Origin of the sequence: Halomonas ventosae (assembly GCF_004363555.1) — a bacterium.
In the GTDB taxonomy this organism is placed as follows: Bacteria; Pseudomonadota; Gammaproteobacteria; order Pseudomonadales; family Halomonadaceae; genus Halomonas; species Halomonas ventosae.
Map to the genome: position 1 here is coordinate 112,941 of NZ_SNZJ01000008.1, position 24,153 is coordinate 137,093.

A 24,153-nucleotide genomic window follows, 5' to 3' on the forward strand; every position below is an offset into this window, starting at 1 on the left:
GTGCCGAGTCGCAAGCTGACCCTGACCAACCGGCGCGGCCTGCATGCCCGCGCCGCCACCAAGCTGGTGCAGTGCTGCCAGCCCTACGACGCCCGGGTCACCGTCTGCCGCGGTGACCAGCAGGCCGACGGCGGCAACATCATGTCGCTGCTGATCCTCGCCGCCCCCTGCGGCACCGAGCTCGAGGTCTGTACCGAGGGGGAGGACGCCGAGGCGGCCCTCGAGGCGATCACCGCGCTCTTCGAGGCGCGCTTCGACGAGGACGGCTGAGCCTCAGCTGCCGCCCACCATCATCTCGTCGACCAGCCAGCTGCCGGTATGGATGCTGCCGCGGGTGTCGGTATCGTCCCCCACGCCGACCAGGCCCTGGAACATCGTCTCCAGGTTGCCGGCGATGGTGAACTCCTCCACCGGGTGGCGTATCTCGCCGTCCTCGACCCAGAAGCCGGCGGCGCCGCGGGAGTAGTCGCCGGTCACGCCGTTGACCCCCTGCCCCATCAGCTCGGTGACCAGCACCCCGCGCCCCATGCGGGCGAGCAGCGCCTCGCGACCCTGCAGCGGCGCGGTGATGCGCAGGTTGCGCGCGCCGCCGGCATTGCCGGTGGTCTGAAGGCCCAGCCGCCGGGCACTGTAGGCCGAGAGCATGTAGCTGGCCAGGCGGCCGTCGCGCACGAAGACATTGTCGCGGGTCTGCACCCCGTCGCCGTCGAACGGCGAGCTCGCCATGGCGCCGACCTCCATGGGCCGCTCGCCGAGGCTGAACCACTCGGGAAAGAGCGGGGTGTCCAGCCGGTCGCACAGGAAGGAGGCCTGGCGATAGAGGGCACCGCCGGCGAGTGCCCCCATCAGGTGGCCGACCAGGCCAGCGGCGAGGGTCGGGTCGAAGAGCACCGGCATCCGCCCGGTGGCCGGACGCCGGGCGCCCAGCCGCCGCAGGGTGCGCCGGGCGGCGCTCTCGCCCACCGCCTCGGCCTCGGCCAGGTCGCGGGGCGCACGGGCGCTGGTGTAGTCGTAGTCGCGCTGCATGCCGTTCTCGTCCTCGGCGATCAGCATGCAGGAGAGCGAGTGGCGGCTGCCGCACTGGCTGCCCAGGAAGCCATGGCTGTTGGCGTAGACGCGCACCCCCTCGCCGCTGGAGAGGCTGGCGCCATCGGAGCTCCTGATGCCCGCCATGCCGCGACCGGCGGATTCGCAGCGCAGCGCCAGGTCGGTGGCCTCATCGATGGTCAGCGGCCAGGGATGGTGGACATCGAGGTCCGGCAGCTCGGTGGCCATCAGCCGCGCATCGGCCAGGCCCGAGGCCGGGTCCTCGCCGGTGTGACGGGCGATCGCCAGGGCCTTCTCGACCACGGCACGCACCGAGGCCTCGCCGGCGTCGCTGGAGGAGGCGCTGCCCTTGCGCTGCCCCACATAGACGGTCACGGCGATCCCCTGGTCCCGGGACAGCTCGACCGTCTCCACCTCGCCCTCGCGGACACTGACGCCGACGCCCTGGTCGACGCTCGCCCCCACCTCGCAGGCATCGGCCCCCAGCCGACGGGCCAGCTCCAGGGCCATCCGCGCGCGACTCTCCAGCAGGGTCTGCTGGGCGGCCGCATCGAAAGCCTGTGTCATGAACGTCTCTCCTCACTCGTCCGGCCATCGGGCCGGCCCTGTCGATGGTGCATTGTCCAGCCCCGTGTCGCGGGCTGATATACTGTCGCGCAATTCGATCCCGACCAGGTGGAACCGGCATGACCCAGGAAGAGCTCTCCCCGGCCGACGAGCGGCCCAGCAAGTCCCAGCTCAAGCGCGAGATGCAGGCCCTTCAGCAGCTCGGCGAGCAGATCATCGCCATGAGCGATGCCCAGCGCGCCCGCTTCCCGCTCTCCGACGACCTGCTGAGGGCCATCGAGGAGACGGGGCGCATCAAGGCCCGCGAGGCCCGCCGGCGGCACATGCAGTACGTCGGCAAGCTGATGCGCGGCGAGGACCTCGACGGCATCCAGGCGGTGTTCGACGAGATCGAGAACGAGACGCTGCGCCGTGACCATGCCTTCCACCGCCTGGAGGCATGGCGCGACCGGCTGATCGCCGAGGGCGACGCGGCCGTGGAGGCCTTCGTCGACGAGTTCCCCGAGGTCGACCGCCAGGCCCTGCGCCAGCTGATCCGCAATGCCCGCCGCGAGCGGGAGCAGGGAAAGCCCCCGACCAACGCCCGTCGGCTGTTCCGGCTGATCCGCGATACTGCGGGACTGTAACATCGCTCGGTGCTGATCCGGGGACAGGACTGCGAGGAGGCGCTGTAAACCCCTCCCTGGGCGCTACCGACGCCATCCCTGGCGTAGGACCTCCTCTTCGGCCTGTCCCCGGCGCCCTCGCTCGATCAGGATGCCGTGCCGCCCACGGTCAGCTCGTCGAGCTTCAGCGTCGGCTGGCCCACGCCCACCGGCACGCCCTGCCCCTCCTTGCCGCAGACGCCGATGCCGGTGTCGAGTTCCATGTCGTGGCCGATCATCGAGACCCGGCCCATGGCCTCGGGACCGTTACCGATCAGGGTCGCCCCCTTCACCGGGGCGGTGATCCGGCCATCCTCGATCAGGTAGGCCTCGCTCGCCGAGAAGACGAACTTGCCGGAGGTGATGTCCACCTGGCCACCGCCGAAGCTCACCGCATAGAGGCCGCGTTTCACGCTCTTCAGGATGTCCGCCGGGTCGTCGCTGCCGGCGCGCATGTAGGTGTTGGTCATGCGCGGCATCGGCAGGTGGGCGAAGGACTCGCGCCGCGCGTTGCCGGTGGGCGCCATGCCCATCAGCCGGGCATTGAGCTTGTCCTGCATGTAGCCGGTCAGGATGCCGTCCTCGATCAGGGTGGTACTCTGGCCCGGGGTCCCCTCGTCGTCGACGGAGAGCGAGCCGCGCCGGTCGGCGAGGGTGGCATCGTCGACCACGGTGACGCCGGGCGAGGCGACCCGCTCGCCGATCCGCCCGGCGAAGGCCGAGCTGCCCTTGCGATTGAAGTCCCCCTCCAGGCCATGGCCCACCGCCTCGTGGAGCAGGATGCCCGGCCACCCCGGCCCCAGCACCACCGGCATCTGGCCGGCCGGCGCCTCCACGGCCTCCAGGTTGACCAGTGCCTGCCTCACCGCCTCCCTGGCATAGCGCTCGGCGACGTTCTCGTCGCGCAGCCGCGCCATGGCGTAGCGGCCGCCGCCGCCGGCGCTGCCCCGCTCGCGGCGCCCGTTGCGCACCGCGATCACGCTGACGTTGAAGCGCACCAGCGGGCGGATGTCCGCCGCCAGGGTGCCGTCGCTGGCGCGCACCAGCACCACCTCGTGGACCCCGGTGAGCGAGGCGCTGACCTGGGCCACCGAGGGGTCCGCCGCCCGGGCCACCCGGTCGGCGAGCTTGAGCATGGCGATCTTGTCCTCGGCGGAGAGGCCGGTGAGCGGGTCGACCCCGGCGTAGCGGGCCTGGCTCGCCATGGCCACGCCCGGCGCCACCGCCCGCCGCTCGCCGCGGCGCACGATCCCGGCGGCGGTGCGACCGGTCTCGGCCAGGGCATCGGCGGTGATCTGGTTGGAGTAGGCGAAGCCGGTCTTCTCGCCGGCCAGGGCGCGCACCCCGACGCCACCGTCGATGTTGTAGCTGGCCTCCTTGACCTCGCCGTCCTCCAGCACCCAGCCCTCATGCCAGCTGCGCTGGAAGTAGAGGTCGGCATAGTCGATACCCGGGCCCATGGCATGGCCGAGCCCGTCATCCAGGGCCGCGAGGTCGAGGCCGCCGGGCGTCAGCAGGACAGCGGAGGCCTCGTCGAGCATGGCGTGAGTCTGTGATGTCATTCGGCACTTTCCAGAGAGATCCGCGGTGAGGTCCAGGGGCCCTCCACGCGGTAGTGGATTCGGGTCACGCGGTCGATGGCGTCGCCGAACAGCTTGTCGGCGAGGAACAGGGCGCCGCCTACCACCGGGGCGCCGGCCAGTACCGCCGCCAACGGCAGGTTGCTGCTCACCGGCACTGTGACGGCCAGGCGCTGGTCGAGTTCCCGACGCGCCAGGTCGACGCTGCCGTCCAGGGTGAAGCGGGTCGCCGGCCCCTCGATCTCCACCGGCCCGCGAGTTTCCAGTACTCCACCATACAGGGTAGCGTCACCGGTGACACGATCGAAGGCGGTCCCCTGGCCGGTGACATCGGAGAAGTCGAGCCTCAGCCGGCGCAGCAGGTTGTCGACGTTGAGCAGGCCGACGACCCGCGCCGAGGGCGACTCGATGTTGACGAAGCGCCCATCGCGCAGCGACACCTCGAGACTGCCCCGCGAGCGGGCCAGGGCGAACTGCCAGGGAGCCCCTGGCCAGGCCAGCTGGCTCCTTACCCGGGTCTCGGCGCTGCGCACGGCCACCGGCTGGCCCAGCACCGCCAGGGCAGTGCCCAGGTCCCGGCCGTCCAGGTCGAGCCTCGCCCGGGTCAGGCTGTCGCCGGCCCCGCTCGCCTCCCATACCAGGTTGCCATGGGCGCTGATCTGGCCCAGCGTCAGGCCCAGGGGATCGACCACCAGCCGGTCGGCCGACGACTGCCAGCGCCCGTTGAAGGGGCCGAGGCGCTGCCCCTGCCAGGCGATCTCGGCGATCCGCAGCCGCCCGTCGGGCACGGCGTCGAGGCCCTCCGGCAGCGGGGTCGCATCGGGCGGCACATCGAGCTCGTCCAGCAGCTGGCCGCTGCCGCTGGCCGGCGGCATCAGGGCGTCCAGTGCCAGCCGTTCCAGCGCGATATCCAGGGGCTCCCCCAGGGCGGGGCGATACGACAGCTGGCCGCTGGCCAGGCTGCCGTCCAGGTCCAGCTCCCAGCCCCCGCCGCGGGGGCCACCCTCCACCGCCAGGGAGCCCAGGCAGCGTGACTGCACCAGCAGGCAGTCGGTGCGCAGGGCCAGCGAGGAGAGTGCCGCCGGCGCGCCACGGCTCCCCTCACCGCGGCCGCCCCGGGCGGCCAGTGGCGACAGGGCACGGGCCCAGTCGGCCACCGGCAGTCGCGGCTGGTAGGCCTCGACGTGCCAGCCGGGCCCGCGGGGCCAGGCGTCCGGCCGCCGCCCCAGCCATGCCTGCCCCTGCCCGGAGGCGCCACCATCGAGCTCGCGCCAGCGCAGGCCCAGCCGGTCGCCCAGGCGGCCATCCAGGCGCCCCCCGGTCAGGTCGAAGGTCAGCTGCAGGGGCAGGCGCTCGTCGCGGCGCTTGCCCAGCGGGTCCGGCAGGGCGATGGCCAGCCCCTCCAGGCCACTGTCGAGGCGCAGCGAGGCGCCCTCGTCGCCGAGCGCCAGGCGACCCTGCCAGGACAGCTGCCCCTCCATCAGGCCACCGAGGCCCGGCATGCCGCCCCACTCGGCGATGGCCTCTGCCTCGGCCGTGCCGGCGAGGTCGAGCCCGCCGGCCAGGGTGTCGATCTCGCTGGTCACGGGCCCACCCAGGAGCCGCCCGGCCAGGCGCCCCTCCAGGCCGCCCTCCTCGCCGCGTTGACGCCAGGTGAGCGGGCCCTGGAGGTCACGGAACGCCAGTTCCAGGGGAACATGGACGAGCCTCGGGAAGTCCGCCTCGGTGGCGATGTCCAGTTCCAGGGAGCCGGGCTCGCCCAGGGTCAGAGCCAGGTCCAGGGTACCGGAGGCCCGGCCCTCGCCCTGCCACGCCTCCACCGCCGACATGCCCTCCACGGGCAGCGCCAGCAGGTAGCGGCGCAGCGCCTCGGCGGAAGCCTCGAGCTCGCCGCTCACCGCGAGTCGCTCGTCCGCCAGACGGACCTCGCCGCCGCGTGCCTCGACCCCCAGGCTCTCGGCGCGGTCCACCTCTGCCGTCAGGGTCCCGTCGGCCATCCTCAGCCGCCCGCCGACCTCCTCGAGGGCCGGCCAGCCGGGCGCGAAGGAGAGTCGCCCCTCCTCCACCGCCAGGGCCAGTTCCAGGGCCGGCTCGACCTTCACCCCCTCGCGGCTCAGCGGCACATGGAGGCGCAGCGAGCCCTCCGGCACCCGGCCGGCGACCCCCTCGACCAGCCAGTCGGTGAGTTCCGGCCCCAGCACGCCCACCGGCAGCCAGTCGACCAGCGGGGTCTCGATGGCGTCCACGTCGTGCAGGTCGAGCTGGAGCCCGAAGCCGCCGCGCTGGCCACCGCCCACCGAGAGCCCGAAGCCGCCCTCGACCCGGGCCCCGTTCCACTCGACCTCGAGCTCGCGCCCGCTGATGAAACTGCGCGGGCCATCGTAGGCCCAGTCGATCACGCCGCTGGCCCGGGAGAGCGCCATGGGCGGGCCGAACACCCGCGGAAAGTGCAGCCGGCTGTCGCGGCCGGCGAACTCGACGTGGCCCCTGAGGTCCCGGGAGGTCACCCAGACGTCCAGGGGGCCGCCTCCGGGGGCATGCTGCCAGGGGGAGACCGCCACCTCTGAGGCCGACGCCCGGGCGACCCAGTCGCCGCCCTCGCGGCCCAGCCCCAGGCCGGTGACCTGTCCGCGCGGGTCGAGGCTGTCGATGACCCGTGCCAGGGCCTCCGGCAGCGGCAGCCGGTCGCGCCAGGCGGCCAGGGCCCCGAGGTCGAACTCGCTGGTGTTGAGCCACCAGCCATCGTCGCGGCTGCGGGCATGCCAGTAGCGGGGCACGGCTGGCCCCGTGGCCGCCGCGTCGCCCTCCCCGTCGGGGCGGGCCCAGTCGGCACTGCGCGCATCGCCCTCGAGCCAGGCCTGCCAGCCCGACGCCTCGCGCAGCCACTGGCCGCGGGCCGAGACCCGGTTGAGCACGATGGCCGGTGGCGACGCCTCGTCGGCGGACTCGGGCTGAGCCAGGGCCAGCAGCGGGGCCTGGACGTCGAGGCGCAGGTCGGCCAGCCGGCCGGCATGCCAGCGGCCCCACAGGCGCGCCTCGCCACTGGCCGCCTCCAGGCGCAGGGCGTCGCCATAGCCCAGCACCTCGGAGAGCCCCAGCAGGCTGTCGAGCCGCATCTCGGCCTGCAGGGCCGCGCTGAAGTCGCGCAGCCCGGACGGCCCGGGGACCAGTTCCATCACCGCCCGGATGGCCTGCTCGCGCTGCCCCTCCACCAGCACCTCGCCCTCGAGGTGGGTGCGCCGGGCGTCCCCCGTCATCACCAGCCGGGGCGCCTTGAGCACGGCGCGCTCCTTGCGGCCATGCAGCACCAGGCTGACCTCCTCGACCCAGGCGCTCTGGCGCAGCAGCATGCCGACCCAGAAGTCGAGGCGCTCGAGGTCGAAGGTGGTCTCGGGGACCAGTTCGGGGGGAAGCTCCGCGGGGGCCGGCCAGTGCCACCGCCCGGCCTCGTCCTGGTAGAGGTGCACGGTCACGCCCTGCAGCCGGGCATCGGCCACCAGGGGGACGCCGGCGGCCAGGCTGGCGAGGCTGTCCAGGCGCAGCTCGGCCTGCTCCACCTCGAGCAGCGGGACGTGCCCCAGCCCCTCCCGGGAGCGGATCTGCAGGTCGTCGATGGCCAGGTGCGGGTCGTACCGCTGCAGGCCGGCCGTCAGCGCGTCCACCTCCACCACCGCGTTGAAGCGCGCGGAGAGCAGGCGCTCCAGCCGCGGGCCCTGCGTCTCGAGCAGTACCGGCAGCAGGCGCAGGACCAGGGTCAGCACCGCCAGCAGCGCCAGCAGCAGCGCCACCAGGTTCAACAGCCAGCGAGCGACCAGGCGGGTCAGGGACATGGGCTCACATCAGCACGATGTCGTACTGCTCCTGGGAGTAGTGGGTCTCCACCTGGAAGCGGATCGGCTTGCCGATGAACTCCTCCAGGTCGGCCACCGCGGCGGACTCCTCGTCGAGCAGGCGATCCACCACCGCCTGGGAGGCCAGCACGGCATAGGTCTCGGCGCTGTAGGCCCGGTCCTCGCGCAGGATCTCGCGGAAGATCTCGTAGCAGACCGACTCCGGGGTCTTGAGGGTGCCGCGCCCCGCGCAGGTCGGACAGGGCTCGCACAGCGTCTGCTCCAGGCTCTCCCGGGTACGCTTGCGGGTCAGCTGCACCAGGCCCAGCTCGGTGACGCCGGTGCACTTGGTCTTGGCGTGGTCGCGCTCCAGCGACTTCTCGAGCATGCGCAGTACCTGGCGCTGGTGCTCCGGGTCGTCCATGTCGATGAAGTCGATGATGATGATGCCGCCGAGATTGCGCAGCCGCAGCTGGCGGGCGATGGCGGTGGCGGCCTCGAGGTTGGTCTTGAAGATCGTCTCCTCGAGGTTGCGATGGCCCACGTAGCCGCCGGTGTTGACGTCGATGGTGGTCATCGCCTCGGTGGGATCGATGACGAGATACCCGCCCGACTTGAGCTGCACCTTGCGCCCCAGCGCCTTCTGGATCTCGTCCTCGACGCTGAACAGGTCGAAGATCGGCCGCTCTCCGGCATAGTGCTCGATGCGCTCCACCGCCGTCGGCATGAACTCCTGGGCGAACTCGATCAGCTTGACGTAGTTCTCCCGGGAGTCGATGCGCACCTTCTCGATGTCGTCGCGCATGACGTCGCGCAGGGTGCGCATGAACAGCGGCAGGTCGTCGTAGACCACGCTGGGGGCCGGCGCGGTCACCTTGCGCTCGCTCACCCGCCGCCACAGGCGCAGCAGGAAGTGCATGTCGGCGGCGAGCTCCTCGACGCCGACGCCCTCGGCGGCGGTGCGCACGATGAAGCCGCCGGTCACCTCCAGCTGCTGCTCGCTCCCGGCCGCCTCCACCAGCCCGCGCAGGCGCTCGCGCTCCATCTCGTCCTCGATGCGCTGGGAGACCCCGTGGTGGGGCGAATCGGGCATGTAGACCAGGTAGCGCGAGGGCACCGAGAGGTGGGTGGTCAGCCGCGCCCCCTTGGAGCCGATGGGGTCCTTGGTCACCTGCACCACCAGGGCCTGGCCCTCGTGGAGCAGCTGGGCAATGGAGACCTGCTCGTCGGCCGGGGTGCCGGGGGGCATCACCTCGTGGGCGTGAATGAAGGCGGCCCGGTCCAGGCCGATGTCGACGAAGGCGGCCTGCATGCCCGGCAGCACGCGCACCACCTTGCCCTTGTAGATGTTGCCGACGATGCCGCGGCGCCGGGCCCGCTCGATGAAGGCCTCCTGCAGCACGCCGTTCTCCACCACGGCGACGCGGGTTTCCATCGGCGTCAGGTTGATGAGTACTTCACCGCTCATGCGGAAATCCTTGTCCAGAAAAGTCTGCGGCCATTATGACATAGGCCCGCTCGGGAGCGCCCCGTTCCAGAGCGTCACGCCCTGCCGGGCCAGCAGCTCGGCGGTCTCGAAGAGCGGCAGCCCCACCACCGCCGAGTGGCTGCCCTCGATGTGCTCGACGAACACCGCCGCCAGGCCCTGGATGGCATAGCCGCCGGCCTTGTCCGCCGGCTCCCCGGTGGCCCAGTAGGCGGCGAGCTCGGCGTCGCTGATCGGGCGCAGGGAGACGCGGGTGGTCACGCAGGCCGTCAGCAGCCCGGCGGGGCCGGTGACCGCCACCCCGGTGAGCACCTCGTGGGCACGGCCGGAAAGCCCCCGCAGCATGGTCGCGGCCTGCTCGCGCCCCTCGGGCTTGCCGAGGATCGCACCGTCGCACACCACGGCGGTATCCGACCCCAGGACGGGGAGCGCCGAGTGGCGGGCGCCGGCCAGGGCCTTCTCCCGGGCCAGGCGGAGCACATAGTCGTGCGCCGCCTCGCCGGCGCCCGGCGTCTCGTCGATGTCCACGGGACGCACCTCCACCGCCACGCCGATCGTGGCGAGCAGGTCGCGGCGGCGCGGCGAGGCCGAGGCCAGGCAGAGCACGGGGTCGGGGGGCATGGCGGCTCCAGATCGGGTGGCAAGAGGATCAGTCGCGGGCGAGGCGACGTCCCAGCGCCTCGAACAGGGTGGTCAGCCAGGGCCAGAGCACCGCCCCGATCAGCGCGGAGAGCAGGAAGGAGAGGTGCATCGAGACGGGCCCGAACAGGGCCCTGAGCCACTGCTCGGCCAGCTGGACCATGCCCAGCAGCACGAAGATCAGCACCGCCTGCTGGACCAGCGAATAGGCCCGGAAGCGTGCATAGACCAGGGCGCAGAGGAAGGCCAGCAGCGACAGCAACAGGGCATTCTGCCCCAGCGGCGCGCCCTCGATGAGATCCATCAGCAGGCCCAGCACGAAGCCGTGGAAGACGCCGACCCGCAGCGGCTCGCGCATGCACCAGTAGATCAGCATCAGGCCCAGCCAGTCGGGGCGCCATACCTGCCAGCCATCGGCCAGCGGCATCACCTGCAGGCACAGGGACAACAGCAGGGTCACCCAGATCCACAGCAGGTTGGCGGGCGGGGATGTGGCCATCAGGGCGTCTCCTCGTCGGTCGCCGTCGTGCCGATGCGACGGGCCGCCTCGAGGGCCGGGGCGGCCAGCTCGCCCTCCGGGGGCGCGGCGGGCGGCGCGGGCGGAAAGAGGAGCAGGAAGTGGCGCGAACGCTGAAGCTGTGCCACGGGCGCGGCGGTGACCCGCGCGAAGGGCTGGCCCGGGTCATGGACCACGTCGGCGACCCTGGCCACCGGGTAGCCCGGCGGGAAGCGACCGCCCAGGCCCGAGGTGGTCAGCAGGTCGCCCGCGCGGATGTCGGCGGTGTCAGGCACATGCGTGACATTGAGGGCGTCGTAGCTGCCCGACCCCTGGAGGATGAAGCGCAGCCCGTTGCGGTTGACCTGCACCGGCAGGGCGTGGCTCGCATCCGCCAGCAGCAGCACCCGGCTGGAATAGGCCGAGGTGGCGGTGATCTGGCCGACCAGCCCCGAGGCATCCAGCACCGGCTGGCCGACGTAGACCCCGTCCCGGCGACCGCGGTCGATGACCATCTGGTGGGTGAAGGGGTCGGGGTCCAGCGAGAGCAGCTCGGCGGTGATGTAGGGCATGTCGCGCTGACGGGTGGCCGCGAGCAGCTCCCGCAGCCGCACGTTCTCGGCGGTCAGGCTCGCCATGCGCTGCACGCGGTGCGACAGCGTCAGGATCTGCTCGCGCAGGCGGCGATTCTCGTCCACCAGGGCTCGCTGGTCGGAGAGCGCCAGCGAGGCCCAGTTGAGGACGTCACTGGGCAGGCTGACCAGCCACTGGATGGGGGCCACCAGGGTGGAGAGCTGCGCCCGCACGGGCTCCATGCGGGTGAAGCGCGTATCGGCGAACATCAGCGCCGACGCCAGGATCACGCACAGCAGCATGCGATAGCCCGGCAGCGGTCCATGCGAGAACAGCGGCTTGATAGGGCGTCCCCCCGAGTCAGTCGCTGGAAAGCAGCTCGAAGGTGTGCTGGTCGATCATCTCCAGGGCCTTGCCGCCACCCCGGGCCACGCAGGTCAGCGGGTCCTCGGCGACGATCACCGGCAGGCCGGTCTCCTCGGCGATCAGCTTGTCGAGGTCGCGCAGCAGCGCCCCGCCGCCGGTCAGCACCAGGCCGCGTTCCGCGATGTCCGAGGCGAGCTCGGGTGGCGACTGCTCGAGGGCGCTCTTCACCGCGGCGACGATGGAGCCGAGGGTCTCCTGGAGGGCGTCGAGGATCTCGTGGGAGTTGAGGGTGAAGCTGCGCGGGATGCCCTCGGCCAGGTTGCGGCCGCGCACGTCGATCTCGCGCAGCTCGCCGCCCGGATAGGCGCAGCCGATCTCCTCCTTGATGCGCTCGGCGGTGGCCTCGCCGATCAGGCTGCCGTAGTGGCGGCGCACGTAGGCGATGATCGCCTCGTCGAAGCGGTCGCCGCCGACGCGGATCGACTCCGAGTAGACCACGCCGTTGAGCGAGATGATGGCGATCTCGCTGGTGCCACCGCCGATGTCGACGACCATCGAGCCCTGGGCCTCCTCCACCGGCAGGCCGGCACCGATGGCGGCCGCCATGGGCTCCTCGATCAGGAACACCTCGCGGGCCCCTGCGCCCTCGGCGGACTCCTTGATGGCGCGGCGCTCGACCTGGGTCGACATGCAGGGCACGCAGACCAGCACGCGGGGGCTCGGCGTCAGGAAGGTGCTCTGGTGCACCTTGCGGATGAAGTACTGCAGCATCTGCTCGGTGACGGTGAAGTCGGCGATCACGCCGTCCTTCATCGGGCGGATGGCGGTGATGTTGCCGGGGGTGCGACCCAGCATGCGCTTGGCATCGGCCCCCACCGCGGCCACGCTGCGCATGTTGCCGGACTGGCGAATCGCCACGACCGATGGCTCATCGAGCACGATGCCGCGACCGCGGACATAGATCAGCGTATTGGCCGTCCCCAGATCGATCGACAGATCGCTGGAAAACAGCCCCCTCAAGCGTTTGAACATGGAGTCGTTACCTAGTGCAGTCCGGGAACCCTGTGCGGACGCAAACGGTATCACCGCGGCCTACCGGCAGCAAGCAAAGTCCCGCGGCGCGCGGCATTCCCGGACCTGCCAGCGAGGCGGCGGATGTGGTACCTTCTGCGGTCATTTCCCAGACCCCACTGCCTGTCGAGGACATCCGATCATGGCGCTTGAACACGCAGACGTTCTCAGGGCCGCCCACCTGGCCCGGCTCGGCCTGGACGACGACGAGGCCGCCCACTACCTGGACGACCTGGGCCGCATCCTGGCGATGGTCGACCAGCTCCAGACCCTGGACACCGAGGGGGTTGCCCCGCTGGCCCACCCCCTGGAGACCACCCAGCGGCTGCGCGCCGACGAGGTCACCGAGACCGACCAGCGCGACCGCTTCCAGCGCTGCGCCCCGGCGGTGGAACAGGGCCTCTACCTGGTCCCGCGGGTCGTCGAATGACCCGAGCCACTCCCATCCGTTTCCGGCAAGCCATCACGGAGCCCAGGGCCCATGCATGACAAGACTCTGACGGAACTCGCCGCCGGCCTCGCCACCGGCGAGTTCTCCAGCCGCGAGCTCACCCAGGCGCTGCTCGCGCGCATCGAGCGCCTCGACGGCGACCTCAACAGCTTCATTTCCGTGACCGCCGAGCAGGCCCTGGCCGCCGCCGACCGGGCCGATGCCGCCCGCGCCGCCGGCAACGCCGGCCCGCTGACCGGCGTGCCACTGGCGCTCAAGGACATCTTCTGCACCGAGGGCGTCAAGACCAGTGCCGGCTCGAGGATGCTCGACAACTTCATCGCCCCCTATGACGCCACCGTGGTCGAGAAGCTCAAGGCCGCCGGTACCGTGAGCCTGGGCAAGACCAACATGGACGAGTTCGCCATGGGCTCCTCCAACGAGAACAGCTTCTTCGGGCCGGTGAAGAACCCCTGGGACCGGGACGCCGTGCCGGGCGGCAGCTCCGGCGGCAGTGCCGCCGCCGTGGCCGCGGGCCTGGTGCCCGCCGCCATGGGCACCGACACCGGCGGCTCGATCCGCCAGCCGGCCGCCTTCTGCGGCATCACGGGCCTCAAGCCCACCTACGGGCGGGTCTCGCGCTACGGCATCATCGCCTACGCCTCGAGCCTCGACCAGGCCGGTCCCATGGCGCGCACCGCCGAGGACTGCGCCCGCCTGCTCACCGCCATCGCCGGCCATGACCTGCGCGACTCCACCAGCGTGGCCCGCGGCGTGCCCGACTACACCGAGGAGCTCGACGCCCCCCTGGCCGGGCTGAAGATCGGCCTGCCCCGGGAATACTTCGGCGAGGGCCTCGACCCCGCGGTAGAGGGCGCCGTGCGCGAGGCGATCCGCGTCTACGAGTCGCTGGGCGCCACGGTGCGCGAGGTCAGCCTGCCGCACACCCACTACGCCATCCCGGCCTACTACGTCATCGCCCCGGCGGAGGCCTCCTCCAACCTGTCGCGCTACGACGGGGTGCGCTTCGGCCACCGCTGCGAGGCCCCCGCCGACCTGACCGACCTCTACAAGCGCTCGCGGGCCGAGGGCTTCGGCGAGGAGGTCAAGCGGCGCATCCTGATGGGCACCCACACCCTCTCCGAGGGCTTCTTCGATGCCTACTACAAGAAGGCCCAGCAGGTCCGCCGGCTGATCCGCCAGGACTTCCTCGACGCCTTCGACGAGGTCGACGTGCTGATGGGGCCGGCCTCGCCGACCCCGGCCTTCGACCTGGGGGCGAAGAAGGACCCGGTCTCGATGTACCTGCAGGACATCTACACCATCGCCATCAACCTGGCGGGCATCCCCGGCATCAGCGTGCCGGCCGGCTTCGTGGGCGGCCGCCCCGCGGAAGGCCGCCCCGTGGGCCTGCAGATCCTCGGCACCCACTTCGCCGAGGCGCGGCTGCTCAACGTCGCCCACCAGTTCCAGCAGGCCACCGACTGGCACCTGCGTCGTCCCGCGCTTGCCGAGGAGACCCTGTGATGCAATGGGAAACCGTGATCGGGCTGGAGGTCCACGTCCAGCTCGCCACCCGCTCGAAGATCTTCTCCGGCGCCTCCACCGCCTTCGGCGCCGAGCCCAACAGCCAGGCGTGCGCCGTGGACCTGGGGCTGCCCGGCGTGCTGCCGGTGCTCAACGAGGCCGCGGTGGCCATGGCCGTGCAGTTCGGGCTGGGGATCCACGCCGAGATCCCCGAGGTCTCGGTGTTCGACCGCAAGAACTACTTCTACCCGGACCTGCCCAAGGGCTACCAGACCAGCCAGATGTATCACCCCATCGTCGGCCCCGGCGAGGTGGAGATCACCCTGGAGGATGGCGCGACCAAGCGCATCCGCGTGCATCACGCCCACCTCGAGGAGGATGCCGGCAAGTCGCTGCACGAGGACTTCCACGGCATGACCGGGATCGACCTCAACCGCGCCGGCACCCCGCTGCTGGAGATCGTCTCCGAGCCGGACATGCGCTCGGCGAAGGAGGCCGCCGCCTATCTCAAGGCGATCCACTCCATCGTGACGTATCTCGGCATCTCCGACGGCAACATGGCCGAGGGCTCGATGCGCTGCGACGTCAACGTCTCGGTGCGCCCCAGGGGGCAGGCGAACTTCGGCACCCGCGCCGAGATCAAGAACGTCAACTCCTTCCGCTTCGTCGAGCGCGCCATCGCCTTCGAGGTGGAGCGCCAGATCGAGCTGCTCGAGGATGGCGGCGAGGTGGTCCAGGAGACTCGCCTGTTCGACCCGGAGCGGGACGAGACCCGCAGCATGCGCACCAAGGAGCAGGCCAACGACTACCGCTACTTCCCCTGCCCCGACCTGCTGCCGGTGGTGCTCGACCGGGCCTACGTCGACCACCTGCGCGACACCCTGCCGGAGCTGCCCGCCGACAAGCGCGCCCGCTTCCAGGACGAGCTCGGGCTCTCCGCCTACGACGCCGGGGTGCTCTCGGCGAGCCGCGAGATGGCCGAGTACTTCGAGGCGGTCAAGGAAGCCTGCTGCGATGCCAAGCTGGCCGCCAACTGGGTCCAGGGCGAGCTCTCCGGGGCCCTGAACCGCGAGGGCCTGCCGATCCAGGACAGCCCGGTCTCGGCGACCCAGCTCGGCGGGCTCATCGCCCGGGTGATGGACGACACCATCAACGGCAAGGCCGCCAAGCAGGTCTTCCAGGCGCTGTGGAACGGCGAGGGCGGGGGTGACGCCAATAGTGCCGACGAGGTGATCGAGGCCAAGGGGCTCAAGCAGGTCACCGACACCGGCGCCATCGAGGCGATGATCGACCAGGTGATCGCGGACAGCCCCGCCCAGGTGGCCCAGTACCGGGACGCCGAGCCGGAAAAGCGCGGCAAGATGATCGGCTACTTCGTCGGCCAGGTGATGAAGGCCTCGCGGGGCACCGCCAACCCCCAGCAGGTGAATGCCCTGCTGAAAGAGAAGCTCGACGCGCTGTGCTGAGCCCGCGCTGAGGGAAGGAGAACCGGATGTCGGATGATGTCGGCGCGCGACTGCGCGCCCTGCGCACCCTGAAGGGCATCTCCCAGCGCGAGCTGGCCAAGCGCTGCGGGGTCACCCACTCCAGCCTGTCACTGATCGAGCAGGGCAAGGTGAGCCCCTCGGTCAGCTCGCTGAAGAAGATCCTCGACGCCATTCCCATGAGCGTCGGGGACTTCTTCACCATGGACCTGGAGAACGGCCGGCGGGTGTTCTACTCGACCGAGGAGCTGGCCGACGTGGGCTCGGGCGACGTCATCTACAAGCTGGTGGGCGCCGATCGCCGCGATCGGGCCCTGGCCTTCATGATCGAGACCTATCCGCCCGGGGCCGACACCGGCCGCGAGATGATCGCCCACCAGGGCGAGGAGGCCGGGGTGGTGCTGGAGGGCGAGATCGAGATCACCATTGGCGCCGACTCCCGGGTGCTGGGCGCCGGCGAGGCCTACTACTTCGAGACCAACGTGCCCCACCGCTTCCGCAACCCCGGCCGCGAGCCCTGCCGGCTGGTCAGCTGCGCGACCCCGGCGCGGACCTTCTGACCCGTCCCTCAGGACGACTTGAGCTTCTCGATCTCCTCGCGCAGTGCCTCCGCCTCCTCGGTCAGGGAGGCGTTGGCGCGCATGTCACCGTTGCGCGCGGCCAGCATGGCCTGCTCGAGCTTCTGCTCGTAGGCCTTCTGCAGCTTCTTCGACGGGTCGCTCTTGAAGAGTCCGAACATGGCACTGTCTCCTGCCGGGAATGTCCCTACAGGCTACTCGCCCGGCGGGCATAATGCTATACAAGAACTGTACTATAATTACTTCCAGTACAAAAAAGAGGCCGGCACCCCGGGGTGCCGGCATCGCCGCTTTCATGCCGATGAGCGCGGGTCAGGTGGTGAGCGACATCCAGACGCTCTTGAGGTCGGAGTACTCCTCCAGGGAGTGGTGGGACTTGTCGCGGCCGTTGCCGGACTGCTTGACCCCGCCGAAGGGCATGGTCTGGTCGCCGCCGGCCCAGTTGTTGACGAACACCTGGCCGGAGGCCAGCCGACGCGTCACGCGCATGATGCGGTCGATGTCCTGGCTCCACAGGCCCGCGGCCAGGCCGAAGTCGCTGTCGTTGGCCATGGCGACGGCCTCCTCCTCGGTGTCGAAGCCGAACACCGACAGCACCGGGCCGAAGACCTCCTCGCGGCCGATGGCCATCGCCGGGGTCACGCCATCGAACACCGTGGGCGGGATGAACAGCCCCTTGCCCTCCAAGGCCTCGCCACCGCAGCGCAGACTGGCCCCCTCCTCCACCCCGCGGTGGATGTAGTCGAGGATCCGCCGATGCTGGGCCTCGTCGACGATCGCCCCCATGAAGCTGTCGGGATCCAGCGGGTCGCCGGGCTGCATCGTCTCGGCGGCGGCCAGCACCTTGTCGACGAAGGCCTCGCGGATCGCGTTCTCCACCAGCAGCCGGGAGCCGGCGATGCACACCTCCCCCTGGTTGTGGAAGATCGCCTCGGCGGCATGGCGGGCCACGCGATCGAGATCCTTGCAGTCGGCGAAGACGAGGTTGGGGCTCTTGCCGCCGCACTCCAGGTAGAGGCGCTTGAGGTTGGACTGGCCGGCATACTGCATCAGCTGCTTGCCCACGCCGGTGGAGCCGGTGAAGGCCAGGCAGTCGACCTGCATGGAGAGCGCCAGCGCCTTGCCCACGGTGTGGCCGAAGCCCGGCAGCACCTGGAAGACGCCGCGGGGCAGCCCCGCCTCACGGGCCAGCTGGGCCAGGCGCAGCGCCGAGAGCGGCGACTTCTCCGAGGGCTTGAGGATGACGCTGTTGCCGGCGGCCAGTGCCGGGGCGATCTTCCAGGCGGTCATCATCAGCGGGAAGTTCCAGGGCACGATGGAGGCCACCACGCCCAGCGGCTCGCGAAGCACCAGCGCCAGGGTCTCCTCGCCGGTGGGGGCCACCTCGCCGTAGAGCTTGTCGATGCACTCCGCCTGGTAGCGGATGCAGCCGATGGCCCCGGCCATGTCACCCAGCGAGCTGCCCACCGGCTTGCCCATGTCCAGGGTATCGAGCAGCGCCAGCTCGTGCTTGTTGGCCTCCATCAGGTCGGCCAGGCGCAGCAGCACCTTCTTGCGCCGCCCCGGCGCCAGGCGCGACCAGGCGCCGCCGTCGAAGGCCGCCCGGGCATGGCCCACGGCGATCTCGGCGTCGGCGGCATCGCAGCTGGCGACCCGGGCCAGGCGCTCGCCGGTGGCCGGGTTGAGGGTGTCGAAGGTCTCGCCGCTGGCGGCCTCGACGAAGGCGTCGTCGATGAAGGCACGCGACTCGAGGGTCAGGCCGGCGGCCAGGGCCTGCCAGTCGGCCAGGGTCTTGGGGGGTACAGAACGGCTCATGCGGGTCTCTCCTCGGGGTGCGGTTCGTCGGCGACCCTCGCCGCCAGGCACCGGGCGGTCTCGTCCAGCGCCTCGCGGGCCAGGGTCACCAGGTCATCGATCTGCTCGCGGGTGATCACCAGGGGCGGGGCGATGATCATCGTATCACCCACCGAGCGCATCACCAGGCCACGACGGAAGCTGATGTCGCGGCACAGGTTGCCGGCGGCGATGGCCTTGTCGAAGCGCTCGCCGCTGGCGGGGTCGATGAGCTCCAGGGCCCCCATCAGCCCCAGCGAACGGGCCTCGCCGACGAGGGGATGGTCGGCAAGCGTGGCCCAGCGGCGCGCCAGGTAGGGCCCCAGCTCGTCGCGGACCCGCTCGACCACCCCCTCGGCCTCCATGAGCTCCAGGTTCTTCAGCGCCACCGCGGCGCATACCGGGTGGCCGGAGTAGGTGAAGCCGTGGAAGAACTCGCCGCCCTCCTCGACCAGGGTGTCGGCGACCCGGTCGCCGACCAGCACGCCGCCGATCGGCAGGTAGCCGGAGGAGAGCCCCTTGGCGATGGGCATCAGGTCGGGGGCGAGATCATAGTGGACGCTGCCGAACCACTCGCCGAGGCGGCCGAAGCCGCAGATCACCTCGTCCACCACCAGCAGGATGTCGTAGCGCGAGAGCACCTCCTTGACCGCCGGCCAATAGCTCGCCGTCGGCATGATGGCACCGCCGGCGCCCTGCACCGGCTCGGCGATGAAGGCCGCCACCTTGTCCTCACCGAGCTCGAGGATCCTCTCCTCGATGGCGGCCGCGCACGCACGGCCGAAGGCCTCGGGATCCTGGCCCTCGGGACGGCCTTCGCCGAACCGCCCTTCTCCAAACCAATAGGGCTGGCGTACATGGGTGATGCCCGGCACGCAGGGGCCACCCTGGTCATGCATCGGCGCCATGCCGCCCAGGCTCATGCCGGCCACGGTGGAGCCGTGGTAGCCGTTCTCGCGGCCGATCACCCACTGCTTCTCGGGCCTGCCCTTGAGCGCCCAGTAGCGGCGCACCATGCGCAGCACGGTGTCGTTGGCCTCGGAGCCGGAGCCGGTGAAGAAGACGTGGTTGAGGTGCGCCGGCGCCAGCGCGCAGAGCTTCTCGGCGAGCTTCACCGCCGGCGGGTGCGTGGTCTTGAAGAAGTTGTTGTAGTAAGGCAGCCGGCGCATCTGCTCGGCGGCGGCCGTGACCAGCTCCTCGCGCCCGTAACCGAGGTTGACGCACCACAGGCCCGCCATGCCGTCGAGGATCCGGTTGCCCTCGGCGTCGAAGATGTAGACCCCCTCGCCGCGCTCGATGATGCGGCTGCCCTCCTCGCCCAGCGCCTTGAAGTCGGTGAAGGGGTGCAGGTGGTGGGCACGGTCCAGTGCCTGAAGCGAATGCGACATGATGCTCCTCCGGGTCGGGCGACGGCCTCAGGCGTCGACGGCGGGTGACGGGGTGCGGGCACCGCGATGGGACTGGCAGGCCGCGGCGAAGGCCCGGAACAGCGCGTCGTAGAGGGGGTGCTCGCGGGGCTTCCATTCGGGGTGCCACTGCACCGCCAGGGCGAAGCCAGGGGCACCCGAGACCGAGATCGCCTCGACGAGCCCATCCGGGGCCAGGGCCTCGGCGACGAGCCCCGGGCCCAGCTCGGCGATGCCCTGCTGGTGCAGGGAGTTGACCCGGGACGCCGGCTCGGGATGGAGGGCGGCGAGCCGTCCGCCGGGCACCAGGGTGATATCGTGGCTCGGTGCATACTTGGCCTCGCGGTCACCCTCCGGCTCGCGGTGGTCCATCAGGCCCGGCACCGTCTGCACCGCCTGGTGCAGGGTGCCGCCGAAGGCCACGTTGAGCTCCTGGAAACCGCGGCAGATGCCCAGCAGCGGCAGCCCCAGGTCCAGGGCGGCGGGAATCCAGCCCAGCGCCGCGGCATCGCGATGGGTGTCGTCCCGGGTGTTCTCCGGGGCCCGTTCGGCACCGTAACGCTGCGGCTCGACGTTGGTGTAGCTGCCGGTGAGCAGCAGGCCGTCGAGCGACGCCAGCAGCTCGCTCTCCACCGCGTCCTCCCACACCGGCAGGATCACCGGCGCCAGGCCATAGTCGCGCAGGGCGGAGAGGTACTTGTCGGTGACCATGTGCGCGGGGTGGCCTTCCACCTCGCGCCGGCAGGCGATCACGCCTACCAGGGGTCGGGTGCGCATGGCGGTCTCCTTGGAAAGGAAGGATGATTGTTATGCTTTGCTCAACATATCTCCGTTGATTAACCTTGCCAACCCCCGCAGCCGCCCTGTCAGCACACATATCGCTCAGATGACTGTAATAATAGGATAAAATTCAATGAACAATGTCAGAAAGGCCAGCACCTCCTGGCGGAATACGTAAAAGATTTGACAACATGGGCGTGTGCTTCAAAGATGACAGCCATCGAACAATGAACCGAAGCCGATAGGTGGCCCCATGTCCTCCCCAGCCGATGAAGCCCGCGACTTCCTCGACCGCCATCCCGACGTCGACAGCGTCGACCTGCTGATCAGCGACCTGAACGGCGTGCTGCGCGGCAAGCGCATCCCCCGCGACAACCTCGAGAAGGCCTACCGTGACGGGGTCAACCTGCCGGCCTCGGTGTTCGCCCTGGATATCCTGGGCAACACCATCGAGGCCACGGGCCTGGGCCTCTCGATCGGCGACAGCGACCGGGTCTGCCGCCCGGTGGCGGGCAGCCTGATGCCGAGCCCCTGGCTGCGTGACGCCCGCCAGGCGCAGCTGCTGATGACCATGACCGAGGCCGACGGGGCACCCTTCTTCGCCGATCCCCGCCAGGTGCTCGCCCGGGTGCTGGAGCGCTTGCGTCGCGCCGGGCTGACGCCGGTGGTGGCCGTGGAGATGGAGTTCAGCCTCGTCGACCGCCGCCGCGACGCCCTGGGCATGGTCCAGCCGCCCTGCTCGCCGGCGACCGGCGAGCGCGCCGCGCAGAGCCAGCTCTACTCGATCAACGAGCTCGACGAGTATGCCGAGCTCCTCGAAGAGATCCATGCCGCCGCCCGGACCCAGCGGCTGCCGCTGGACACGGCCCTCAAGGAGTGCGCCCCGGGACAGTTCGAGATCAACCTGATCCACTGCGATGATGCCCTCGCGGCCTGCGACAGCGCGGTGCTGCTCAAGCGGCTGATCAAGGGCGTGGCCCTGCACCATGGTTTCGAGGCCACCTTCATGGCCAAGCCCTATGGGCAGGAGGCCGGTAATGGCACCCATGTCCATATCAGCCTGCTCGACGAGGCGGGGAACAACGTCTTCGCGGCCGAGGACGGCGCCCCGCTCGGCACGCCGCGGATGCAGCACGCCGTGGCCGGCCTGCTCGAGCTGATGCCGGCTTCCATGGCGCTCTTCGCCCCCAACCTCAACTCCTTCCGCCGCTTCCAGCCCGGGCTCTATGTGCCCATGGCCCCGACCTGGGGCTACGACAACCGTTCGGTGGCGCTGCGCATCCCCTCGGGGCCCAATGCGGCGCGGCGCATCGAGCACCGGGTGGCCGGCGCCGACGTCAATCCCTACCTGCTGCTGGCGACCCTGCTCGGCGCCATCGACCACGGGCTACGGCGGCAGCTGACGCCACCGCCCGCCATCACCGGCAACGCCTATGACCAGGTCGCGCCCAGCCTGACCAACAGCTGGAGCCAGGCCCTGGACCTGCTGGAACAGAGCGAGCCCCTGGCCGAGGCGCTGGGCGCGGACTTCCTCGCGGTGTTCCTGGCCAACCGCCGGGCCGAGCGGGACCAGGCCATGCAGGCGGTCAGCAAGCTCGAGTACGACTGGTACCTGCGCCACGTGTGACCTCGATAGCCCTCTCGCCATGCCTGCCGGAAGAGCGTTGTCAACCGCCACGACAGCGGCAGGGCTACTCGAGGAGGCGCATCCCCTGTTCGATGTCGGCGGCGATGGCGTTGCAGAACCCCTCCCTGTCGCCCCGGGACAGGGCCCGGGTCACCTCGCGATGATGGTCATCGGCGATGCTCGATGCGCCCCAGCGGGAGCCGATCTGTCGCATGCTGGGCCCGTACTGCAGCCAGAGGAGCTCGACCAGGGGCAGCAGCACCCGGGAGTGGCTGCGTCGATAGATCAGGAAATGGAAGCGATGGTTGCCACGCATGTAGGCCCGCATATCCCCCGCCTCGATGGCCGCATTGATCCGCGCATCGATGCCCTCGAGCGCCGCCAGATCCTCGGCAGTCAGCCGGGGAAATGCCTGGCGGGAGACTTCGGTCTCGAGGCTCTTGCGCGCGAACAGCACCTCGTGAAAGCGCTCGCGACTCAGCTCGGGGACCCGGATCTTGCGGCTGTCGGAGAAGACCAGTGCCCCCTCCGTCACCAGCCAGCGCACGGCCTCACGGGCGGGCATCGCGCTGGTACCGTACTCGGTGGCGATACGGCGTATCGAGATCACGTCTCCCGGCGCAAAATCCCCCTCGCAGAGCCTGGTCCGCAGCTCCCGATGCAACCGGGTGGCGGCGGTATCCGGCGAGAACCCTTCGCCCAGTGTCTGTTGCTCCATCGGCCTGCCATGTCGTCGTCACACACTCCGCCAGCATACCCCAAACAGTCGCCGATGCGGCTCCGTCCCGCATCGGGTTGCCACTGTCACAAGGCCCTGCTAGTGTGATCACACATATGTGATCACACTTTCAAGCGAGCATTGTCATGACCCAGTCGCGCCCCCCTTCCTACTACTCAGCGTCCGTCATCAGGGAATCCGACTATCCCATCCTCGAGGGTAATCACCGAGTCGACGTCGCCATCGTGGGGGGCGGTTTCACGGGCGTGGCCACGGCCGTCGAGCTGAGCGAGCGGGGCTACCGGGTGGCGGTGATCGAGGCGAACAAGATCGGCTGGGGGGCCAGTGGCCGCAACGGCGGCCAGGTCACCGGCAGCCTGTCCGGCGAGGATGCCATGCGCCGCCAGATGCGTCGCACTCTGGGCGATGAGGCCGCCGACTTCGTCTGGGACCTGCGCTGGCGCGGCCAGCGCATCATCCGAGAGCGTGTCGAGAAATACGCCATTCCCTGCGACCTCAAGCACGGCCATCTCCAGGCGGCCTACCAGCCGAGCCATCTGAAGGCATTGCGACGGGACTACAACGCCTCCCAGTCCCACTGGATCGGCGAACATGTTCATTGGCTGGACAAGGCAGGGGTCGAAGACCTGCTCGGCACGCGGCTCTACCATGGCGCCATCCGCAACGACTACAACATGCACCTCCACCCCCTGAACCTCTGCCTGGGCGAGGCCCGGGTAGCGGCAAGCCTGGGGGCCAGGATCTTCGAGGCGTCCCCCGTGGTGGAGGTGGTGCACGGTGAATCCCCGGCCGTCATCGGCGAGCATGGCCGCGTTGAGGCCGATAGCGTGATCCTGGCCGGCAACGCCTACCACCACCTCGAGCGCCAGCGGCTCGGCGGCAAGCTCTTCCCCGCCTCGCTCGGCATCGTCACGACCGCCCCGCTGGACGAGGCCACCGCCAACGCGATCAACCCCCAGGACCTGGCCGTCTACGATACCCGCTTCGTGCTGGACTACTACCGCCTCACCGCCGACCGGCGGCTGCTCTTCGGCGGCGGCGCCAACTACTCGGGAAGGTCGTCAGCCGACATCACCGCCGAGCTGCGCCCGCGGCTGGAGCATACCTTCCCTCAGCTCGAGGGGGTGGCGCTCGACTTCCAGTGGCAGGGACTCGCCGGAATCGTGATCAACCGCGTTCCGATGCTCGGTAAGCTCTCCCCCCACGTCTACTACGCCCAGGGCTACTCCGGGCACGGCATCGCCACCTCGCATCTCGTCGGCGAGATCCTTGCCGAGGCGGTCGACGGCAGCAGGCGGGAGTTCGATGCCTTCGCCAATGTCCGTCACTGGCGCGTGCCGTTCAGCGACCGTCTCGGCAACACCCTGCTGGCTGCCGGCATGTGGTACTACCAGCTGCTGGAACGCCTGCGCTGAGCCCCCCCACCACCCTCACACAATGACAAGATCGA

The 24,153-nt window shown here is 70.4% G+C and carries 21 protein-coding genes; 8 read left to right on the plus strand and 13 right to left on the minus strand.

Annotated elements, in window-relative coordinates; genetic code table 11:
• The gene (locus tag DFP85_RS08860) at positions 1-270 is read left to right on the plus strand and encodes an HPr family phosphocarrier protein (protein ID WP_133635924.1); all 270 of its coding nucleotides are present in this window, start codon (positions 1-3) and stop codon (positions 268-270) included.
• 3 nt (positions 271-273) lie between these two features.
• On the opposite strand, the gene pmbA is transcribed toward DFP85_RS08860, so the two are convergent.
• The gene (gene pmbA / locus DFP85_RS08865) at positions 274-1,614 is read right to left on the minus strand and encodes a metalloprotease PmbA (RefSeq protein WP_133635925.1); all 1,341 of its coding nucleotides are present in this window, start codon (positions 1,612-1,614) and stop codon (positions 274-276) included.
• Between the two features lie 119 nt (positions 1,615-1,733).
• Here pmbA and yjgA point away from each other — a divergent pair, with 119 nt between their 5' ends.
• Positions 1,734-2,240, plus strand: coding sequence for a ribosome biogenesis factor YjgA (gene yjgA, locus DFP85_RS08870; protein WP_133635926.1), 507 nt, complete (start codon positions 1,734-1,736; stop codon positions 2,238-2,240).
• Positions 2,241-2,365: 125 nt separating this feature from the next.
• Here yjgA and tldD read toward each other — a convergent pair whose 3' ends face one another.
• From tldD to DFP85_RS08905, 7 genes are read right to left on the minus strand one after another with little or no spacing between them, the layout of a single operon-like run.
• On the minus strand, positions 2,366-3,820 hold the full coding sequence (tldD, locus tag DFP85_RS08875; protein WP_133635927.1) for a metalloprotease TldD: 1,455 nt from the start codon (positions 3,818-3,820) through the stop codon (positions 2,366-2,368).
• Positions 3,817-7,668: a YhdP family phospholipid transporter gene (locus DFP85_RS08880; protein ID WP_133635928.1), complete on the minus strand. Its 3,852-nt coding sequence runs from the start codon at positions 7,666-7,668 to the stop codon at positions 3,817-3,819. Before DFP85_RS08880 ends, tldD begins: the two co-directional genes overlap by 4 nt.
• Before the next feature lie 4 nt (positions 7,669-7,672).
• The gene (gene rng, locus DFP85_RS08885) at positions 7,673-9,136 is read right to left on the minus strand and encodes a ribonuclease G (protein ID WP_133635929.1); all 1,464 of its coding nucleotides are present in this window, start codon (positions 9,134-9,136) and stop codon (positions 7,673-7,675) included.
• Positions 9,137-9,169: 33 nt separating this feature from the next.
• Positions 9,170-9,775, minus strand: coding sequence for a Maf family protein (locus DFP85_RS08890; RefSeq protein WP_133635930.1), 606 nt, complete (start codon positions 9,773-9,775; stop codon positions 9,170-9,172).
• A gap of 28 nt (positions 9,776-9,803) precedes the next feature.
• Complete coding sequence (gene mreD / locus DFP85_RS08895; RefSeq protein ID WP_133635931.1) at positions 9,804-10,292, minus strand: rod shape-determining protein MreD; 489 nt, start codon at positions 10,290-10,292, stop codon at positions 9,804-9,806.
• Positions 10,292-11,164: a rod shape-determining protein MreC gene (gene mreC / locus DFP85_RS08900; RefSeq protein WP_133635932.1), complete on the minus strand. Its 873-nt coding sequence runs from the start codon at positions 11,162-11,164 to the stop codon at positions 10,292-10,294. The genes mreD and mreC overlap by 1 nt, the downstream gene beginning before the upstream one ends.
• Positions 11,165-11,222: 58 nt before the next feature.
• Positions 11,223-12,260 carry a rod shape-determining protein gene (locus tag DFP85_RS08905; RefSeq protein ID WP_089846023.1) on the minus strand — a complete coding sequence of 346 codons (1,038 nt, stop codon included), beginning with the start codon at positions 12,258-12,260 and terminating at the stop codon, positions 11,223-11,225.
• 181 nt (positions 12,261-12,441) lie between these two features.
• Here DFP85_RS08905 and gatC point away from each other — a divergent pair, with 181 nt between their 5' ends.
• From gatC to DFP85_RS08925, 4 genes are read left to right on the plus strand one after another with little or no spacing between them, the layout of a single operon-like run.
• Positions 12,442-12,729: an Asp-tRNA(Asn)/Glu-tRNA(Gln) amidotransferase subunit GatC gene (gene gatC, locus DFP85_RS08910; RefSeq protein WP_133635933.1), complete on the plus strand. Its 288-nt coding sequence runs from the start codon at positions 12,442-12,444 to the stop codon at positions 12,727-12,729.
• Between the two features lie 51 nt (positions 12,730-12,780).
• On the plus strand, positions 12,781-14,256 hold the full coding sequence (gene gatA, locus DFP85_RS08915) for an Asp-tRNA(Asn)/Glu-tRNA(Gln) amidotransferase subunit GatA (RefSeq protein WP_133635934.1): 1,476 nt from the start codon (positions 12,781-12,783) through the stop codon (positions 14,254-14,256).
• Positions 14,256-15,722 (plus strand): Asp-tRNA(Asn)/Glu-tRNA(Gln) amidotransferase subunit GatB, encoded by a 1,467-nt coding sequence (gatB, locus tag DFP85_RS08920; protein WP_133635935.1) that lies wholly within the window; start codon positions 14,256-14,258, stop codon positions 15,720-15,722. The genes gatA and gatB overlap by 1 nt, the downstream gene beginning before the upstream one ends.
• Positions 15,723-15,748: 26 nt before the next feature.
• Complete coding sequence (locus DFP85_RS08925; protein WP_133635936.1) at positions 15,749-16,300, plus strand: cupin domain-containing protein; 552 nt, start codon at positions 15,749-15,751, stop codon at positions 16,298-16,300.
• 8 nt (positions 16,301-16,308) lie between these two features.
• Here DFP85_RS08925 and DFP85_RS08930 read toward each other — a convergent pair whose 3' ends face one another.
• The 4 genes from DFP85_RS08930 to DFP85_RS08945 form a co-directional block, all read right to left on the minus strand.
• Positions 16,309-16,479, minus strand: coding sequence for a DUF6435 family protein (locus DFP85_RS08930; RefSeq protein ID WP_133635937.1), 171 nt, complete (start codon positions 16,477-16,479; stop codon positions 16,309-16,311).
• 151 nt (positions 16,480-16,630) lie between these two features.
• Positions 16,631-18,133 (minus strand): aldehyde dehydrogenase, encoded by a 1,503-nt coding sequence (locus tag DFP85_RS08935; protein ID WP_133635938.1) that lies wholly within the window; start codon positions 18,131-18,133, stop codon positions 16,631-16,633.
• On the minus strand, positions 18,130-19,539 hold the full coding sequence (locus tag DFP85_RS08940; RefSeq protein ID WP_133635939.1) for an aspartate aminotransferase family protein: 1,410 nt from the start codon (positions 19,537-19,539) through the stop codon (positions 18,130-18,132). Before DFP85_RS08940 ends, DFP85_RS08935 begins: the two co-directional genes overlap by 4 nt.
• A 27-nt stretch (positions 19,540-19,566) precedes the next feature.
• On the minus strand, positions 19,567-20,334 hold the full coding sequence (locus DFP85_RS08945) for a gamma-glutamyl-gamma-aminobutyrate hydrolase family protein (protein ID WP_133635940.1): 768 nt from the start codon (positions 20,332-20,334) through the stop codon (positions 19,567-19,569).
• Positions 20,335-20,590: 256 nt separating this feature from the next.
• On the opposite strand from DFP85_RS08945, the gene DFP85_RS08950 reads away from it, so the two are divergent.
• The gene (locus DFP85_RS08950) at positions 20,591-21,964 is read left to right on the plus strand and encodes a glutamine synthetase family protein (protein ID WP_133635941.1); all 1,374 of its coding nucleotides are present in this window, start codon (positions 20,591-20,593) and stop codon (positions 21,962-21,964) included.
• Positions 21,965-22,028: 64 nt separating this feature from the next.
• Here DFP85_RS08950 and DFP85_RS08955 read toward each other — a convergent pair whose 3' ends face one another.
• On the minus strand, positions 22,029-22,682 hold the full coding sequence (locus tag DFP85_RS08955) for a GntR family transcriptional regulator (RefSeq protein WP_133635942.1): 654 nt from the start codon (positions 22,680-22,682) through the stop codon (positions 22,029-22,031).
• 146 nt (positions 22,683-22,828) lie between these two features.
• On the opposite strand from DFP85_RS08955, the gene DFP85_RS08960 reads away from it, so the two are divergent.
• Positions 22,829-24,118, plus strand: a complete 1,290-nt coding sequence (locus tag DFP85_RS08960; RefSeq protein ID WP_133635943.1) for an NAD(P)/FAD-dependent oxidoreductase — start codon at positions 22,829-22,831, stop codon at positions 24,116-24,118.
• Positions 24,119-24,153 lie beyond the last annotated feature (35 nt).